Source organism: Burkholderia sp. 9779_493 (genome assembly GCF_015712215.1).
Classification (GTDB): domain Bacteria; phylum Pseudomonadota; class Gammaproteobacteria; order Burkholderiales; family Burkholderiaceae; genus Burkholderia; species Burkholderia cenocepacia.
Window position 1 is genome coordinate 66,314 of sequence record NZ_JACCQA010000001.1, and the last position, 17,046, is coordinate 83,359.

A 17,046-nucleotide genomic window follows, 5' to 3' on the forward strand; every position below is an offset into this window, starting at 1 on the left:
TGACGCTACGGCGCTGACGGGCCGCTCGCGGGCGTCGCGGCGGCGGAGCCGGCAGCCGTCGCGCCGTCGCTCTCCCACCCGCCACCGAGCGCGAGGAAGAGCCGCACCTGGTCGGCCGCGACCTGGCCTTCGGCCGCTGCGACCTGCGCCTGCACGCTCGTCAACGTGCGCGTCGCATCGAGATCGGCGATGAACGATTCGCGGCCGGCCGCGTAGAGACGATGGGTTTCGGCGGCGGAATTGCGGGCCGACTCGTACGCGGTGCGCAGCGCGTCCGTACGCTGCACGTCGGCGGCATAGGTCGCGAGGCTCGACTGCGTTTCGCGCAGCGCGTTCAGCACGACGCCGTCGAAGTGCGCGAGTGCGCCACCCGTCGCGGCTTCGGCCTCGCGCACGCGCGCGCGCTGGCCGTTGACGGGGAACGACCAGCTGATCAGCGGACCGAACGACCAGCGATTCGTGGTGGACGAGAACAGATCGGCGGCGACGCCGACCGAGCCGGCCGACGCACCGATGCTGACCGACGGGTACAGCGCGGCGGTCGCCACGCCGATCCGCGCGGTCGCGGCGGCGAGCTGCCGCTCGGCTTCGCGCACGTCGGGGCGGCGGCGCAACAGCGCGGCGCCGTCGCCGATCGGAATCGGCTGACGCAGCTTCGGCAGGCGTTCGCATTCGGCGGCGGCCTTCGGCAGATCGGCCGGCGCGCGCGCGAGCAGCGCGGCAAGCTGATACTGCGCGACCTTGCGGCGGCCCTCGAAGCGCGGAATGTCGGCGGAGAGCGTGCGCACCTGCGTCACGCCGCGCGTCACGTCGGTCTGGTTGCCGCGTCCGGCATCGCGCAGCCGCTGCGACAGTTTCACGCGCTGCTGCTGCAACGCGAGCGACTGCTTCGCGATCGCCAGTTCGTCGCCGGCCGAGCACGCTTCGACGTACGCGCGCACGACGTCGGCCACGACCGTGATGCGCGCGAGGTCGCCGGCCGCCTTGACGGCCTCGCTGTCCGCGCGCGCGGCTTCGACGCCGCGCCGCAGCTTGCCGAACAGGTCGAGCTCGTACGACACGTTGATGCCGACCGTGCCTTCGTTGACGACCGGCAGCTTGTTTTCGAGCAGGTATTGCTCGGCCGATTCCTGCGCGCGCTGCACGGCCGCTTCCGCGCCGCCCGAGAATCCGCCCTGTTCGTTCGCGACCACCAGCGCCGCGCGCGAGCGGGCGAGGTTGGCCGCGGCGACGCGCAGGTCGGTGTTCGACTTCAACGCGTCGCGCACGAGCCCGTCGAGGACCGGGTCGTCGTACAGCTGCCACCAGTTGCCGGGCACCGCGTCGCGCGACACCAGCGCGCCGTTCGCGTCGTCGAGCGCATGATTCGCGAGCGGCGCATTGACGTACGCGTGCTGCGGCAGCGTGTAGTCGGGGCCGACCGACTTGCACGCACCGAGTGCGAGCGCCAGCGGGGCGAGCGTTGCCGCGACGCGCAGACCGTGCCGCTTCATTGCGAGGCTCCGGTGGCGCTCGCGGCCGTACCGGACGCGGCCGGAACCGGCGCGCTCGCCGATGCGGTGCTGGCGCCCGCCGGCTTCGCGTTGTCGTTGCGGCGCGCGTCGGCGCCGCGCATCGACACGGTCGCGGTGCGGCCCGCGATCATCCGGAAGTCGTCGGGCACCTCGTCGAGCACGACGCGCACCGGCACGCGCTGCGCGAGCCGCACCCAGCTGAACGCCGGATTCACGTTCGGCAGCAGGTTCGCGCCCTGCGTGCGGTCGCGATCCTCGATCGCGGCGACGATGCTCTGCACGTGGCCGCGCAGCGCATGCGGCTCGCCCATCACGATGATGTCGACCGGCTGGCCGATATGGATGCCGCGCAGCTTGGTTTCCTCGAAGTAGCCGTCGACGCGGAACGAGTTGCGATCGACGACCGACAGCACCGCGCGGCCGGCCGGCACGTACTCGCCGACGCGCGGGGCGCGGTCGTTCAGGTAGCCGTCCACGGGACTGACGATCGTCGTGCGCTGCAGGTTCAGCTTCGCGGTGTCGAGCGACACCTGCGCATCGGCGACGCTCGCTTCGCCCTGCTCGACGCGCGTGCGGCTTTCCTCGACCTGTTCGCTCGCGACCAGGTTGCCGAGCTGCAGGTTGCGCGCGTATTCGCGCTTCGCCTGCGCCAGCGTCGCGCGGCGCTGCGCGAGCGTCGCTTCGGCGAGCCGCTCCGCGAGCGCGTAGCGCGCCTGGTCGATCACGAACAGCACCTGGCCGCGCTTGACCTCCTGGTTGTCGGCGACCTGCACCGACGTGATGAGGCCCGACACGTCCGGCGCGACCTGGATCACGTCGGCGCGCACGTGCCCGTCGCGCGTCCACGGCGAGAACATGTAGTAGTTGATGATGCGCCACAGCACGAGGCCGGCCACGACGACGACGATCAGGGTGAGCAGGACTTGCCCTGCCGAGAGCCAGGTTTTTTTCACGTTAGGTAGCCACGAGTTGGTGGGACACGATCACGACGGCGGCCAGCACGAATACGTAGATGCCGAGGTCGAAGATCGAACGGTGCCAGACGAGGCGGTAGAAGCCGACGCGTTCGAGCACCGCGCGCACGACGATGTTGATCAGGTAGGCGATCAGCATCAGCACGAGCGGGGCCGGCACGAACACGCCGAAGATATCGATTTCGCCGATCATGGTCGCGGTCGGAAGGACAAGGTGGAAAGCCGGCTCATGCGCGCGCTCCGTCCGGCGGCTGCGGCGCTTGCGCGGACGCGGCCGGATACAGCGACAGGCGCAGGCCGACGAGCGCATGCAGCGTGTCGCGCAGCCGGCGGTGCGTGGCGGGCACCGCGGGTGCGGCCGTGCCGTCGGTCGGCGCGGCGTCCGGCAGGGTGCGGCCGGCCACGCGCCGCAGCGCGTCGTCGATCGTCGCCAGCAGCGCGGGCGGCGCGGGCTGGCGCGCGTTCGCGGCCGCGCAGCGCGTGTAGTGATCGGTGACGCCGGCCAGCACGCGATCGATCGCATCGGGCACGTCGCCCGACAGCCGGCGTCGCGAGCGGCGCAGGTCGAGCGCGTTCAGCGCGATGCGCAGGTCGCGGAAGCTTTCGATCGACGGATGGCGGTGGTCGTCGGACGCGCCGAGGCGCGGCAGCAGTTGCGTGACGCGATCGAGCATCCGCGACGCGTGGTTGCGCTGGTCGTCGAGCGGCTGCGTCGACGCGGAGCGCGCGACGTCCTCCCAGCCCGAGCGCAGCAGGCGCCGCACCGCGAGTTCCGCGCCGAACGGCCGCGTCGCGCGCGTCCATACGTACGCGAACAGCAGCCCGGCGACGCCCGCGAGATTGCTGTTCAGGAACACGAAGAAATCGGCTTCGTACGCGCTCTGGATGCTGATGAAGGTGGCCGTGTTCACCGCGACGAGCATCGTCACCATGTTGAACTGCGGGCGCGGCAGCAGCGTGCCGATCAGGATGAACGGGCCCGCGAACATCAGCACGAGCATCGCGAAATCGTGCACGTGCGGCAGCACGACGAACAGGTACAGGCCCGCGAACACGACGCTCGCGGTGGTCGACAGGAAAAACTTGAACACCAGCGGCGCCGGCTCGTCGAGCGCGGCGAAGAAGCTGCACGACACGGCCACGAGCGTGACGGCCGCCGCGCCGTCGTGCCAGCCGGACGAGATCCACAGCCAGCACGCGAATACGATCGCGAACACGACGGTCAGCGTCGAGAACAGCATCATCCCGCGATCGAAGAAGCGCTCGGTGCCGCCGAGCCGCCAGTGCCGGTAGCGCGGCTGCCATACGCCCGATTCGTTCGCGATCAGCGCGCGCAGCGAGCGGCAGTCCTGCCAGATGTCGATGACCTGGCGCAGCCGCCACAGTGCATTCGACATCAGCGCGCCGTCCCAGCTCGCCAGCGCGCTGTCGGGCGGCTGCAGCGCGGCGATGCGCGCGCGCAGGTCGTCCGCGACCGGATCGTGCGCCATGTCGCCGCCCGCGTCGGTCTGCACGGCCGGCAGCGGTGCGTCGAACCACTTCGCGGCGTCGGCCAGCAGCGCGTCGAGCGCGGGCGGGCGCACGTGCAGGTCGCGCATCAGCGCGATCAGCGGATCGGCGAGCGACGACATCAGCGGCAGGAACAGCTGCATCCGGCCCGCGAGCGCCTGCGCGCGCGCGAGGACGCGCGGATGCGCATGGTCGTAGCCCAACTGGCTCAGCAGGAACTCGAGGCCGGTGATGGTCGCGGCGAGCCGCTGCCGGCACGCGGACAGCGCCTTGCCCGCCAGGTGCCCGGACAGCGTTTCGCGGCCGTAGAACGCGGCGTCCTTGAACCACGCGTCGGTGCGCTCGATCAGCGTCGGCGCGAGCCGGTTCGGGAACACGGCGCTGCCGACCACGCTCGCGCACACGATGCCGAGCACGATTTCCTCGGTGCGCGCGATCGCGACGTCGAACACGGTGGACGGATCGGTGACGGTCGGCAGCGCGACCAGCGGCATCGTATAACCGGCGAGCATGAAGACGTAGCTGCGGGCGGTGCGGTCGGAGATCGCGAGGTACAGCAGCGTGCCGCACCAGGTCGCGACGATGATGCTGAACAGGAGCGGCGTCTCGACGAACGGCGGCACGAAGAAGATCGCGGCGGCCGCGCCGAGCGCGGTGCCGAGCGCGCGGTACAGCGCTTTCGAGCGCGTCGCGCCGACGAACGGGTTCGACACGATGTAGACGCTCGCCATTGCCCAGTACGGGCGCGGCAGCTGGAAATACAGGCCGAGGTACAGCGCCAGCATCGACGCGGCGAACGTCTTGCCCGAGAACAGCCAGTCGCGAAGGCTCGGATAGGTCATGACGCGGAATCGTCGGAGTGGGGCAGGCGCGACGCCGGCGGATGCGGGTCGGCCGCGTTGAACGCGTTCAGCACGCGCAGCGTCGCCTCCAGATCGGCGCGCGACACGCCCTTGAGCACCTGGGCACGCAGCGCGCGCAGGTCTTCCTCCATCTTCGCGGTGACCGCGCGGCCGGCGGCCGTCAGCGAGATCGTTTTCGCGCGGCGGTCGTGCGGATCCTCGTCGCGGCGCGCGAGGCCGGCCGCGCACAGCTGGTCGAGCAGGCGCACGAGCGACGGCCCTTCGATGCCGACGTGTTCGGCGAGCGTGCCTTGCCGCACGCCTTCGCCGAGGCGCCCGGCCATCAGGAGCGGCGTCGCGCAGGCCTCGGACACGTTGTACGCGGTCAGCACGCCGTCACTGGTGCGGCGCCACTTGCGCGCGGTGAGCACGAGCAGGCTGCTGACGGCGAGGCGGAGGTCGTGCAGATTGGTCATGGGCGAGATGATAGGGGCAAAAACATTCGATAGCAAACTATCGTTTTTTGTCACCCGGATGACACGTCGCATGCGGCCCGGCCGGCCCGTCTGAAGCAATGTAGGCGGCGTGCAGGCCGGGGTCAAGCCGTAAGGGGGCGACCCCGAACCGTCCACATCCGGCGCGGCGACTATATTGAATAGTCAGACGAGAACCGTCCGGCAGCCCGGCGCACCGCCGCGCGCGTTAAGCAAATTCGAAGCCCCGGTTCGGCAAAGCCGACTTCGCGGCCGCGCGCGCGGCGTGCATATTAGGGTCATTGCAAGCGCACCGGAGGCTCCACCCGTGTCGACCTCATCCTCGCAGCCCGCCACGCCCGCATCGCTCGATGCGTGGCTCGGCAAGACCGAAACGCTCGACGACGACATCACCGCGTTCCCGCTGAACGCGCTGGCCGCCACGCTCGACCGCCCGTCGCCCGGCGACGTCGTGCCGCCGATGTGGCACTGGCTCTACTTCCTGCCGATCGCGCCGCTGGCCGAGCTCGGCCCGGACGGTCACCCGAAGCGCGGCGGCTTCCTGCCGCCGGTGCCGCTGCCGCGCCGCATGTGGGCCGGCGGCCGCCTGACGTTCCATGCGCCGCTGCGTGCGGGGCGGCGCGCGACGCGCGAATCGACGATCGCGAACATCGAGGACAAGACGGGTCGCAGCGGCCGGCTCGTGTTCGTGACGGTGCAACACCGGATCGAATCCGGCGGCGCGCTGTGCGTCGAGGAGGAGCACGACATCGTCTATCGCGACGCGCCGCAGCCAGGTGCGCCGGCACCGAAGCCGGTCGCGCCGCCCGCGGGCGAGACGTGGTCGCGCACGGTCACGGCCGACGCTGTGATGCTGTTCCGCTATTCGGCGCTGACCTTCAACGGCCATCGCATCCACTACGACCGCCGCTACGTGACGCAGGAAGAAGGCTATCCGGGGCTCGTCGTGCATGGCCCGCTGATCGCGACGCTGCTCGTCGATCTCGTGCACCGCGAACGGCCGGACGCGACGCTCGCGAGCTTCGCGTTCCGCGCGGTGCGCCCGACCTTCGACGGGCAGCCGTTCACGCTGTGCGGCAAGCCGTCGGACGACGGCCGCACGATCGAGCTGTGGGCGAAGGACCGCGACGGCTGGCTGACGATGCAGGCCACCGCGACCCTCGCATGACGCTCTCTCTTTCCTTTCTTCCTTCATCGACGACGGACATGCAGACGACGCAACACGACCCGTACCAGGACATCCGCGAAGCGGTGCGCGACCTGTGCAGCCAGTTTCCCGGCGAGTATTTCCGCCAGATCGACGACGCGCGCGGCTATCCCGACGCGTTCGTCGACGCGCTGACGAAGGCCGGCTGGCTCGCCGCGCTGATTCCGCAGGAATACGGCGGCTCGGGGCTCGGCCTCACCGAGGCGTCGATCATCATGGAGGAGATCAACCGCGCGGGCGGCAACTCCGGCGCGTGCCACGGGCAGATGTACAACATGGGCACGCTGCTGCGCCACGGTTCGGCCGAACAGAAGCGCGCGTATCTGCCGAAGATCGCGAGTGGCGAGTTGCGCCTGCAATCGATGGGCGTGACCGAGCCGACCACCGGCACCGACACGACGAAGATCAGGACGACCGCCGAGCGACGCGGCGATCGTTACGTGATCAACGGGCAGAAGGTGTGGATCTCGCGCGTGCAGCATTCGGACCTGATGATCCTGCTCGCGCGCACGACGCCGCTCGCCGACGTGAAGAAAAAATCCGAAGGGATGTCGATCTTCGTCGTCGATCTGCGCGAGGCCATCGGCCACGGGCTGACGGTGCGGCCGATCCCGAACATGGTCAATCACGAGACCAACGAGCTGTTCTTCGACAACCTCGAGATTCCGGCCGACAACCTGATCGGCGAGGAGGGGCAGGGCTTCAAGTACATCCTCGACGGGCTGAACGCCGAGCGCACGCTGATCGCGGCCGAATGCATCGGCGATGGCTACTGGTTCATCGACAAGGTGTCGCAGTACGTGAAGGAGCGCGTCGTGTTCGGCCGCCCGATCGGGCAGAACCAGGGCGTGCAGTTCCCGATCGCGCGCGCGTTCGTGAACGTCGAGGCCGCGAGCCTGATGCGCTTCGACGCCGCGCGCCGGTTCGATGCGCACGCGCCGTGCGGCGCGCAGGCGAACATGGCGAAGCTGCTCGCGGCCGACGCGTCGTGGGAGGCCGCGAACGCGTGCCTGCAATTCCACGGCGGCTTCGGCTTCGCGTGCGAATACGACGTCGAGCGCAAGTTCCGCGAAACGCGCCTGTACCAGGTCGCGCCGATCTCGACCAACCTGATCCTGGCCTACGTCGCGGAGCACCTCCTCGACCTGCCGCGCTCGTTCTGACGGAGGCCGACGATGCGACCCCTCGACGGCATCAAGGTAATCACCCTCGAACATGCGATCGCGGCGCCGTTCTGCACGCGCCAGCTCGCCGATCTCGGCGCGCGCGTGATCAAGATCGAACGGCCGGGCAGCGGCGATTTCGCGCGCGGCTACGACGAACGCGTGCACGGGCTGTCGTCGCACTTCGTGTGGGTGAACCGCTCGAAGGAGAGCCTGACGCTCGACGTCAAGCAGCCCGCTGCGGCGGCCGTGCTCGACGCGCTGCTCGCGGATGCCGACGTGCTCGTGCAGAATCTCGCGCCCGGTGCGGCCGAGCGTCTCGGGCTCGGCTACGACGCGTTGAAGCACACGCATCCGCGCCTGATCGTCTGCGACATCTCGGGTTACGGCGACGACGGCCCGTATCGCGACCGCAAGGCGTACGACCTGCTGATTCAGAGCGAAGCCGGGTTCCTGTCGATCACGGGCTCGCCCGGGCAACCGGCGAAGGCCGGCTGCTCGATCGCGGACATCGCGGCCGGCATGTACGCGTACACGAACATCCTGAGCGCGCTGCTGATGCGCGGCCGCACCGGCGCAGGGTGCCGGATCGACGTATCGATGCTGGAGAGCATGGTCGAGTGGATGGGCTACCCGCTCTACTACGCGATCGACGGGCAAAGCCCGCCCGCGCCGTCGGGCGCGTCGCACGCGACGATCTGTCCGTACGGCCCGTTCCCGGCCGGCGACGGCAAGACCGTGATGCTCGGGCTGCAGAACGAGCGCGAATGGAAGCTGTTCTGCGAGCAGGTGCTGCGGCAGCCGGCGCTCGCCGACGATCCGCGTTTCAACGCGAATTCGAAACGGCATGCGGCGCGCGACGCGGTCGACGCGCTGATCGTCGATGCGTTCGCGACGCTGACGGCCGCCGAAGTGATGCAGCGGCTCGACGCGGCCGGCATCGCGAACGCGCAGATGAACACGCTCGACGACGTATGGCGGCACCGGCAATTGCAGGCGCGCGAGCGCTGGCGCAGCGTCGACACGGCCGCGGGCCCGGTGCCCGCGCTGTTGCCGCCGGGGCTGCCCGCCGGCGTCGAGCCGCGCATGGATGCGGTGCCGGCGCTCGGCCAGCATACCGATGCGATCCTCGCCGAACTCGGCTACGACCGCGCGCGGATCGCCGCGCTGCGCGCGAACGGCACGATCTGATTCCGCTTTCACGACGACGATGACCCATCCGATTCCCGCCATTGCCACCGCCCCCGGCCGCACGCTCGCGACGTTCGCGTCGCAGCTGCGCTTCGACGCGATTCCCGCCGACGTCGTCGCGCGCACCGTCAACCTCTACGTCGACTGGCTCGGCTCCGCGCTGGCCGGCAAGGGCGCGCGCCCGGTCGAGACGATCGCGGCGTTCGCGCGCCGCGCGGGCGGCTCGCCCGGCGGGCCCGGCACGGCCGACGTGCTGATCGACCGCACGCGCGCGACGCCGTACTTCGCGGCGATGACGAACGGCGCGGCATCGCATTTCGCGGAACAGGACGACGTGCACAACGGCGCGGTGTTTCATCCGGCGACCGTCGTGTTTCCGGTCGCGCTCGCGCTGGCGCAGGCCCGCGGCGCGAGCGGGCGCGACTTCATCGCGGCGGCGGTCGCCGGCTATGAAGTCGGCATCCGCGTCGGCGAGTTTCTCGGGCGTTCGCACTACAAGGTGTTCCATACGACCGGCACCGCCGGCACGGTGGCGGCCGCCGCGGCGGCCGGGCGGCTGCTCGGGTTGCCGCCGGAGCGGATGCTCGATGCGTTCGGCTCGGCCGGCACGCAGGCGAGCGGATTGTGGGAATTCCTGCGCGATGCGGCCGATTCGAAGCAGCTGCATACGGCGATGGCCGCCGCGAACGGGCTGATGGCGGCCGAGCTTGCGCGCGACGGGTTTCGCGGCGCCACGCGGATTCTCGAAGGCGCGCAGGGGATGGCGGCCGGCATGTCCACCGATGCGGACCCGGCCCGCCTGACCGACCGGCTCGGCGCGCGCTGGGCGACCGCGGAAACGTCGTTCAAGTATCACGCGTCGTGCCGCCACACGCATCCGGCCGCCGACGCGCTGCTCGCGGTGATGGCGCGCGAGCGGCTGGCGGCGGCGGACATCGGGACGGTCGTCACGCACGTGCACCAGGGTGCGCTCGATGTGCTCGGCGCGGTCACGGTGCCGCGCACCGTGCATCAGGCGAAGTTCAACATGGGCACCGTGCTCGCGCTGGCCGCGTTGCACGGGCACGCGGGCGTCGACGAATTCGAGCGCGATTACGCGGCTGCCCACGTCGCCGCGTTCCGCGACCGCGTGTCGATGGCGTTCGACGACGAAGTCGATCGCGCGTATCCGGCGCGCTGGATCGGCAAGGTCACGGTCACGACGCGCGACGGCCGCACGTTCACGGGCCGCGTCGACGAGCCGAAGGGCGATCCGGGCAACACGCTGTCGCGCGACGAGATCGCGCGCAAGGTACGCACGCTCGCCGCGTTCTCGGGCGCGGCGTCCGGCGCCGAGGTCGAGCGGCTCCTTGCCGACGCGTGGCAGGTCGCATCGTGCGATGCGATCGGCACGCTGTTTCCGGAGGCCTCGGCATGACGTCCGCGTCCGCCCGTTCGTGGCTGTTCGTTCCCGGCAATCGTCCGGAGCGCTTCGAGAAGGCGCGCGCGGCCGGCGCCGACGCGGTGATCGTCGATCTCGAGGATGCCGTGCCGCCGGATGGCAAGCCGGCGGCGCGCGATGCGGTCGTCGCGCAGCTCGATGCCGCGCGGCCCGTGTGGGTGCGCGTGAACGCGGCCGACACCGCATGGTTCGCCGACGACCTCGCGGCGCTCGCCGCGCATCCGGGCGTGGCCGGCGTGATGCTGCCGAAGTGCGACACGCGTGCGCAGGTGGACGCGGTGCTCGCGCATGCGCATCGCGCACTCGAACTGCTGCCGATCGTCGAGACGGCGACCGGCATCGCGGGGCTCGACCAGGTGTGTGCGGCGCCGCGCGTCGTGCGCGTGGCGTTCGGCACGCTCGATTTCCAGGTCGACCTCGGGATCGACGGCGACGGCGAAGCGCTGAACGCGTTCCGCTCGCGGATCGTGCTCGCGTCGCGGCTGGCGGGGATCGCGCCGCCGGTCGACGGCGTGTCGACGGTCATCGACGATCCGGCCGCGATCGAACGGCATGCGCGCTACGCGCGGGGCTTCGGCTTCGGCGGGAAACTGTGCATTCATCCCAAGCAGATCGATGCGGTGCACCGCGCGTATGCATGGACCGACGCGGAACAGGCGTGGGCGCGGCGCGTGCTCGATGCCGTCGACGCGAGCGGCGGTGCGGCCGTGGCGCTCGACGGCAGGATGGTCGACATGCCGGTGATCCTGAAGGCGCGGCGGATTCTGCGCGGGTAGGCGGCCCGCGACATGGGTCCGAACGATAAAGGTGCCGGATTCGTCTCCGTCCCGGGCACGCCGATTGCATCGCCCGATTCGACCCGTAAGTCCTGCTTTCGCACGCGATTGCACTAGGACAATATTTTCGGGGTGTCTTTCTGAGCGACCATGCGGAAGCCACGACGGAGACATCGAGATGGGACGGACGGAGGTATCGGCAGGCTGGCGCGACGCGATCGGCGCGGTGCACGGCATCGAGTCGAAATACAAGCGGCTCGTGAAGGCGATCGCCAGCGACATCGAGAACGGCGCGCTCGCGCCGGGCGCCCGGCTCGCGCCGCAGCGCGACGTCGCATCGAGCCTCGGCGTCAGCGTGCAGACCGTCACCAATGCGTACAAGGAGCTGGAGCGCCAGGGGCTGATCCGCTGCGAGGTCGGCCGCGGCAGCTTCGTGGCCGCGCGCGTGACCGAATCGATGTCGAACTACATCCTCGATACGACCGAGCGCGAACTGGTCGACTTCTCGATCGCCCGCATCGTGCACACGCCGGAGCACGATGCCGCGTGGCGCGGCGTGTGCGCGGCGCTGGCCGGCACCGACGACCAGCCGTGGATCCGCTCGTTCCGGCCGATCGCCGGCCTCGATGCGCATCGCGACGCCGGCGCCGCGTGGCTCGCATCGCTGAACATGCCGGTGCACCGCGAATCGCTGCTGGTCACGAACGGCGCGGCGCACGGGATCTTTCTCGCGCTCGCGTCGATCGTCGGGCCGGGCGATACCGTGTTGTGCGAGAGCCTGACCGATCACGGCGTGATCGGCTCCGCGAACGTGCTCGGGTTTACGCTGAAGGGGCTCGAGATGGACGAGCACGGCATCCGTCCCGAACATTTCGAGGAGATGTGCGACGGCGAGCGGATCAGCGCGCTCGTCTGCACGCCGACCCTCAATAATCCGACCGTGTCGATGATGACCGAGTCGCGGCGGCGCTCGATCGCGCGCATCGCGACGCGCTACGGCGTGTACGTGATCGAGGACGACGTGTACGGTCCGCTGCCCGAGAAGACGGGCACGCCGATCGCGAGCCTGATTCCGGAGCTCGGCTTCTACTGCACGAGCATGACGAAATCGGTGCTGACCGGATTGCGCACCGGCTATCTCGCGATGCCGCGGCGGCTCGCGTTGCGCGTCGAGAGCGTGCTGCGCGTGAGCAGCTGGATGGCGACGTCGCCGATCGCGGAGATCGCGACGCGCTGGATCGCCGACGGCACCGCGCGGCGGCTCGTTGAACTGCAGCGCCAGCGGCTCGCCGTGCGTCAGGAGATGGTGAAGGCCGCGCTGGGGCCGTATGTGCTCGGTGCGCACCCGAACGCGCTGTCGGCATGGCTGCGCGTGCCCGACTACTGGCAGGCCGAGCGGATCGTGCGCGAATTGCGCACCCGCAAGATCGCGGTGACGTCGCCCGATCCGTTTCTCGTCGGCGGCACGGAGCGGCCGAACGCGGTGCGCGTGTGCATCGGCGCCGAAACCTCCGATGCCGCGTGCAACGCGGCGCTCGAAACGATCGCCGGCGTGTTCGAACAGTATCCGCACCTGAACGATTTCCACTGAACCGGCGGCGCTGCCGCGATGTCGCGCGCAATGTATCAGGACATTCGAAAGCGCGATTTGGAACATTAGACTGGATCGCATCACATTCGTCGCGAGGCGTGCGTTCCATGTCTTTCCTGTCGCTGTCCGACGTCTATCGCGCGCGCCGCCGCCTCGCCGGGCGCGCCGACGGTACGCCGCTCGTCGCGTCCGCCGCGCTGTCCGCGCGGGTCGGCGCCCCCGTTCATCTGAAGCTCGAAACGCTGCAGCCGACCGGCAGCTTCAAGCTGCGCGGCGCGACCAACGCGCTCGCGGAACTTGCCGCGCAGCGCGTGACGCGCGTGGTCACCGCGTCCACCGGCAACCACGGCCGCGCGGTCGCGCATGCGGCACGCGCGCTCGGCATCGACGCGGCCGTCTGCATGTCGTCGCTCGTGCCGGCCAACAAGGTCGACGCGGTCGCGGCGCTCGGCGCGCGCGTGGTGATCGTCGGCGACAGCCAGGACGACGCGCAGGTCGAAGCGCGGCGGCTGGTGCGCGACGAAGGCTACGCGTACGTGCCGCCGTTCGACGATCCGCGCATCATCGCCGGCCAGGCGACGATCGGCGTCGAGATTCTGGAAGCGCTGCCCGATACCGCGACGCTCGTTGTGCCGCTGTCGGGCGGCGGCCTGTTCAGCGGCGTCGCGTTTGCCGCGAAGGCGATCCGGCCGCCGATCGAGGTGATCGGCGTCTCGATGGCGCGCGGCGCCGCGATGCATGCGAGCCTCGCGGCCGGCCGCCCGGTCGACGTCGACGAGCAGCCGACGTTGGCCGATTCGCTCGGCGGCGGCATTGGCCTCGACAACCGCTACACGTTCGACATGACGCGCGCGCTGGCCGACGACGTCGTGCTGCTCGACGAGCCGTCGATCGCGCGCGGCATCGCGCATGCGTATCGGGAAGAACGGCTCGTCGTCGAAGGCGCCGGCGCGGTCGGCCTCGCCGCATTGCTGGACGAGCGGATCGTGCGCCGCGATCGCGGCGGCCCGATCGTGGTCGTCGTGAGCGGCGCGAACATCGACATGGCCGCGCATCGCCGGCTCGTTTCGGAGCACTGACATGGCCCATCCCGTCACGTTGCTCGGCCAGGCGCAATTGCGTGCGCTGGTGCCGCTCGATCTCGCCGCGATCGACCAGGTCGAGGCCGCGTTCGCGTCGCTCGCGACCGACGCCGTCGTGATGCCGCCGATCCTGAATCTCGCGCTGCCGGCGCGCCACGCCGAAGTGGACGTGAAGACCGCGTACCTGCCGCGCTTCGACAGCTTCGCGATCAAGGTCAGCCCCGGCTTCTTCGACAATCCGTCGCTCGGGCTGCCGAGCCTGAACGGGCTGATGCTCGTGCTGTCGGCCCGCACCGGCCTGACCGAGGCCGTGCTGCTCGACAACGGCTACCTGACGGCCGTGCGCACCGCGGCGGCCGGCGCCGTGGCCGCGCGCCGGCTCGCGCGCGCCGATGCGCACCGCGCGGCGATCGTCGGTGCGGGCGAGCAGGCGCGGCTGCAACTCGCTGCGCTGAGGTTGGTGCGCGACATCACCCACGTGACGGTGTGGGCGCGCGACACCGCGCGGGCCGCGCAGTTCGCGGCCGACGTGCGCGCGGCGCACGGCATCGATGCGACGGTCGCGCGCTCGGTGCATGCGGCGCTGGCCGACGCGGACATCGCCGTGACGACCACGCCGAGCCGCGCGCCGCTCGTGCACGCGGAGGACTTGCATCCCGGGCTGCATGTGACGGCGATGGGTTCGGACGCCGATTACAAGACCGAACTCGCGCCGTCGGTGTTCGGCGCGGCACGCTATTTCTGCGACCGGCTGCAGCAGACCCGCGTGGCCGGCGAGCTCGCGCATGCGATCGCGGCTGGCGTGGTCGCGGCCGATGCGGTGTTTCCCGAGCTCGGCGAAGTCATCGCCGGCCGGCGCGAAGGCCGCACGCATCGCGACGACATCACGATCTGCGACCTGACCGGCACCGGCGCGCAGGACACCGCGATCGCCGTGCTCGCGCTGCAGCGCGCCCGCGCGGCCGAAGCGGGCACGATTTTTCACAACGACCTCACGACTTGAGAGGAGACAGATGGCCGCAGTCATCGAAACCAACGAAGCCGCGCCGCGTCTCGCGTTCGCGCGCAGCGAATATGCTGCGCGGATCGCGAAGACGCGTGCGGCGATGGAGCAGGCCGGCATCGACCTGCTGATCGTCACCGACCCGACCAACATGGGCTGGCTGACCGGCTATGACGGCTGGTCGTTCTACGTGCACCAGTGCGTGCTGCTTGCACTGGACGGCGAACCCGTGTGGTTCGGCCGCAGCCAGGACGCGAACGGCGCGAAGCGCACCGCGTTCATGGCGCACGAAAACATCGTCGGCTACCCCGATCATTACGTGCAGTCGAGCGCGCGCCATCCGATGGATTACCTGTCGACCGAGGTGATCGCGGCGCGCGGCTGGAGCACGCTGCGCATCGGCGTCGAGCTCGACAACTACTACTTCAGCGCGGCGGCGTACGCGTCGCTGCAGCGGCATCTGCCGGGCGCGCGCTGGGTCGATGCGACCGCGCTCGTCAACTGGCAGCGCGCGGTGAAGTCGCCGCGCGAGATCGAGTACATGCGCGTGGCCGCCCGCATCGTCGAACGGATGCATGCGCACATCGTCGAGACGATCGAGCCGGGCATGAAGAAAAGCGACCTGGTCGCGCAGATCTATGCGACCGGGATCGGCGGCGCGGACGGCTTCGGCGGCGACTATCCGGCGATCGTGCCGCTGTTGCCCACCGGCGCGGATGCTGCCGCGCCGCACCTGACCTGGGACGACTCGACGTTCGCGCGCGGCGCCGGCACGTTCTTCGAGATCGCCGGCTGCTACCGCCGCTATCACTGCCCGCTGTCGCGCACCGTCTATCTCGGCAAGCCGCCCGCGCACTTCGTCGAAGGCGAGCGCGCGGTGGTCGAGGGCATCGAGGCCGGGCTCGCGGCCGCGAAGCCGGGCAACGTGTGCGAGGACATCGCGAACGCGTTCTTCGCGGTGCTGCGCCGCGCGGGCATCGAGAAGGACAGCCGCTGCGGCTATCCGATCGGTGCAAGCTATCCGCCCGACTGGGGCGAGCGCACGATGAGCCTGCGTCCGGGCGACCGGACGGTGCTCGAACCCGGCATGACGTTCCATTTCATGCCGGGGCTGTGGCTCGACGACTGGGGGCTGGAGATCACGGAAAGCATCCTGATCACCGAGACCGGCGTCGAGACGTTCTGCAACGTGCCGCGCAAGCTGTTCGTGAAGGAGTAGGGCGATGCGTGCTTCCCCGATTACGCCGACCGTCGATTTCGACGCGGACGGCGAACAGCACGGCTTCCTGAAGCTGCCTTACTCGCGCGACGATTCCGCGTGGGGCGCGATCATGATTCCGGTGACCGTCGTGAAGCGCGGCGACGGGCCGACGGTGTTGCTGACCGGCGGCAACCACGGCGACGAATACGAGGGGCCGGTCGCGCTGTCGAAGCTCGCCGGTTCGCTGAAGGCGGCCGACGTGACCGGCCGCGTGATCGTCGTGCCGTTCATGAACTATCCGGCGTTCCGCGCCGGCTGCCGCACGTCGCCGATCGATGCCGGCAACCTGAACCGCAGCTTCCCGGGTCGGCCGGACGGCACCGTGACCGAGAAGATCGCCGATTACTTCCAGCGCCACCTGCTGCCGCTCGCGACGCACGTGCTCGACATTCACGCGGGCGGGCGCACGCTCGACTTCGTGCCGTTCGCGGCGATTCACGTGCTGGAGGATCGCGAGCAGGAAGCGCGCTGCGAGCGTGCGATGCGCGCGTTCGGCGCGCCGTATTCGATGCGCATGCTGGAACTCGACAGCGTCGGTCTCTACGACAGCGCGGCCGAGGAAGCCGGCAAGGTGTTCGTGTCGACCGAGCTGGGCGGCGGCGGCACGTCGACGGCGGCGAGCGTCGCGATCGCCGAGCGCGGCGTGTACGGATTTCTCGCGCATGCGGGCGTGATCGCGAAGGACGTCGTGGACGGCAACGCGCCACGTACGACGACGCTGCTCGACATGCCGGACGGTTCGTGCTTCACGACGAGCGAGCATCACGGGCTGCTCGAGATGTGCCGCGATCTCGGCACCGAGGTCGACGCCGGCGACGTGCTCGCGCGCGTGCACGCCGTCGACCGCACGGGCGTCGCGCCGGTCGAATACGTCGCGCGGCGGCGCGGGCTGCTCGCGGCCCGGCACTTCCCGGGCATCGTGCAGCCCGGCGACACGGTCGCGGTGGTGGCCGACATCGTCGAGCGCAACATTCCGGTGGCCGTATGAGGACGCGCAC

General features: G+C 70.2%; 15 protein-coding genes. 10 read left to right on the forward strand and 5 right to left on the reverse strand.

What is annotated here, in order from left to right; genetic code table 11:
* Window positions 1-5 precede the first annotated feature (5 nt).
* The 5 genes from H0X95_RS00220 to H0X95_RS00240 are packed head-to-tail and all read right to left on the reverse strand — an operon-like array spanning window position 6 to window position 5,315.
* Window positions 6-1,493 (reverse strand): efflux transporter outer membrane subunit, encoded by a 1,488-nt coding sequence (locus H0X95_RS00220; RefSeq protein WP_006497848.1) that lies wholly within the window; start codon window positions 1,491-1,493, stop codon window positions 6-8.
* The gene (locus H0X95_RS00225; RefSeq protein ID WP_059721492.1) at window positions 1,490-2,467 is read right to left on the reverse strand and encodes an efflux RND transporter periplasmic adaptor subunit; all 978 of its coding nucleotides are present in this window, start codon (window positions 2,465-2,467) and stop codon (window positions 1,490-1,492) included. Before H0X95_RS00225 ends, H0X95_RS00220 begins: the two co-directional genes overlap by 4 nt.
* A gap of 1 nt (window position 2,468) precedes the next feature.
* On the reverse strand, window positions 2,469-2,681 hold the full coding sequence (locus H0X95_RS00230) for a DUF1656 domain-containing protein (protein ID WP_006481008.1): 213 nt from the start codon (window positions 2,679-2,681) through the stop codon (window positions 2,469-2,471).
* A gap of 34 nt (window positions 2,682-2,715) precedes the next feature.
* On the reverse strand, window positions 2,716-4,839 hold the full coding sequence (locus H0X95_RS00235) for an FUSC family protein (protein ID WP_006497849.1): 2,124 nt from the start codon (window positions 4,837-4,839) through the stop codon (window positions 2,716-2,718).
* The gene (locus tag H0X95_RS00240; RefSeq protein ID WP_006497850.1) at window positions 4,836-5,315 is read right to left on the reverse strand and encodes a MarR family winged helix-turn-helix transcriptional regulator; all 480 of its coding nucleotides are present in this window, start codon (window positions 5,313-5,315) and stop codon (window positions 4,836-4,838) included. Before H0X95_RS00240 ends, H0X95_RS00235 begins: the two co-directional genes overlap by 4 nt.
* Window positions 5,316-5,640: 325 nt before the next feature.
* On the opposite strand from H0X95_RS00240, the gene H0X95_RS00245 reads away from it, so the two are divergent.
* The 10 genes from H0X95_RS00245 to doeB all read left to right on the forward strand — a co-directional run bounded on the left by H0X95_RS00245 (window position 5,641) and on the right by doeB (window position 17,036).
* Entirely contained in the window at window positions 5,641-6,501 is an 861-nt protein-coding gene (locus tag H0X95_RS00245) for an FAS1-like dehydratase domain-containing protein (RefSeq protein WP_059721491.1), read from the forward strand.
* Between the two features lie 38 nt (window positions 6,502-6,539).
* Window positions 6,540-7,703 carry an acyl-CoA dehydrogenase family protein gene (locus tag H0X95_RS00250; protein WP_059721490.1) on the forward strand — a complete coding sequence of 388 codons (1,164 nt, stop codon included), beginning with the start codon at window positions 6,540-6,542 and terminating at the stop codon, window positions 7,701-7,703.
* Window positions 7,704-7,715: 12 nt separating this feature from the next.
* Complete coding sequence (locus H0X95_RS00255) at window positions 7,716-8,894, forward strand: CaiB/BaiF CoA transferase family protein (RefSeq protein WP_048988457.1); 1,179 nt, start codon at window positions 7,716-7,718, stop codon at window positions 8,892-8,894.
* Between the two features lie 19 nt (window positions 8,895-8,913).
* On the forward strand, window positions 8,914-10,311 hold the full coding sequence (locus tag H0X95_RS00260; protein WP_059721489.1) for an MmgE/PrpD family protein: 1,398 nt from the start codon (window positions 8,914-8,916) through the stop codon (window positions 10,309-10,311).
* Complete coding sequence (locus H0X95_RS00265) at window positions 10,308-11,111, forward strand: HpcH/HpaI aldolase/citrate lyase family protein (RefSeq protein WP_006482164.1); 804 nt, start codon at window positions 10,308-10,310, stop codon at window positions 11,109-11,111. The genes H0X95_RS00260 and H0X95_RS00265 overlap by 4 nt, the downstream gene beginning before the upstream one ends.
* A 178-nt stretch (window positions 11,112-11,289) precedes the next feature.
* Entirely contained in the window at window positions 11,290-12,702 is a 1,413-nt protein-coding gene (gene ehuR, locus H0X95_RS00270; RefSeq protein ID WP_006482158.1) for a MocR-like ectoine utilization transcription factor EhuR, read from the forward strand.
* Window positions 12,703-12,809: 107 nt separating this feature from the next.
* The gene (gene eutB, locus H0X95_RS00275) at window positions 12,810-13,781 is read left to right on the forward strand and encodes a hydroxyectoine utilization dehydratase EutB (RefSeq protein WP_006482160.1); all 972 of its coding nucleotides are present in this window, start codon (window positions 12,810-12,812) and stop codon (window positions 13,779-13,781) included.
* Window position 13,782: 1 nt separating this feature from the next.
* On the forward strand, window positions 13,783-14,787 hold the full coding sequence (locus H0X95_RS00280) for a cyclodeaminase (protein ID WP_059721488.1): 1,005 nt from the start codon (window positions 13,783-13,785) through the stop codon (window positions 14,785-14,787).
* Window positions 14,788-14,797: 10 nt separating this feature from the next.
* Window positions 14,798-16,006, forward strand: a complete 1,209-nt coding sequence (doeA, locus tag H0X95_RS00285; RefSeq protein WP_059721487.1) for an ectoine hydrolase DoeA — start codon at window positions 14,798-14,800, stop codon at window positions 16,004-16,006.
* Window positions 16,007-16,010: 4 nt separating this feature from the next.
* Window positions 16,011-17,036, forward strand: coding sequence for a N(2)-acetyl-L-2,4-diaminobutanoate deacetylase DoeB (gene doeB / locus H0X95_RS00290; RefSeq protein WP_006489637.1), 1,026 nt, complete (start codon window positions 16,011-16,013; stop codon window positions 17,034-17,036).
* Window positions 17,037-17,046 lie beyond the last annotated feature (10 nt).

Bases quoted from the DNA above. Each gene is read 5' to 3' on its own strand.
- ehuR (WP_006482158.1), top strand. From the start codon at position 11,290: ATGGGACGGACGGAGGTATCGGCAGGCTGGCGCGACGCGATCGGCGCG.
- H0X95_RS00260 (WP_059721489.1), top strand. From the start codon at position 8,914: ATGACCCATCCGATTCCCGCCATTGCCACCGCCCCCGGCCGCACGCTC.
- H0X95_RS00255 (WP_048988457.1), top strand. From the start codon at position 7,716: ATGCGACCCCTCGACGGCATCAAGGTAATCACCCTCGAACATGCGATC.
- H0X95_RS00250 (WP_059721490.1), top strand. From the start codon at position 6,540: ATGCAGACGACGCAACACGACCCGTACCAGGACATCCGCGAAGCGGTG.
- doeB (WP_006489637.1), top strand. From the start codon at position 16,011: ATGCGTGCTTCCCCGATTACGCCGACCGTCGATTTCGACGCGGACGGC.
- H0X95_RS00220 (WP_006497848.1), bottom strand. From the start codon at position 1,493: ATGAAGCGGCACGGTCTGCGCGTCGCGGCAACGCTCGCCCCGCTGGCG.
- H0X95_RS00265 (WP_006482164.1), top strand. From the start codon at position 10,308: ATGACGTCCGCGTCCGCCCGTTCGTGGCTGTTCGTTCCCGGCAATCGT.
- H0X95_RS00230 (WP_006481008.1), bottom strand. From the start codon at position 2,681: ATGATCGGCGAAATCGATATCTTCGGCGTGTTCGTGCCGGCCCCGCTC.
- doeA (WP_059721487.1), top strand. From the start codon at position 14,798: ATGGCCGCAGTCATCGAAACCAACGAAGCCGCGCCGCGTCTCGCGTTC.
- H0X95_RS00240 (WP_006497850.1), bottom strand. From the start codon at position 5,315: ATGACCAATCTGCACGACCTCCGCCTCGCCGTCAGCAGCCTGCTCGTG.
- H0X95_RS00235 (WP_006497849.1), bottom strand. From the start codon at position 4,839: ATGACCTATCCGAGCCTTCGCGACTGGCTGTTCTCGGGCAAGACGTTC.
- H0X95_RS00280 (WP_059721488.1), top strand. From the start codon at position 13,783: ATGGCCCATCCCGTCACGTTGCTCGGCCAGGCGCAATTGCGTGCGCTG.
- eutB (WP_006482160.1), top strand. From the start codon at position 12,810: ATGTCTTTCCTGTCGCTGTCCGACGTCTATCGCGCGCGCCGCCGCCTC.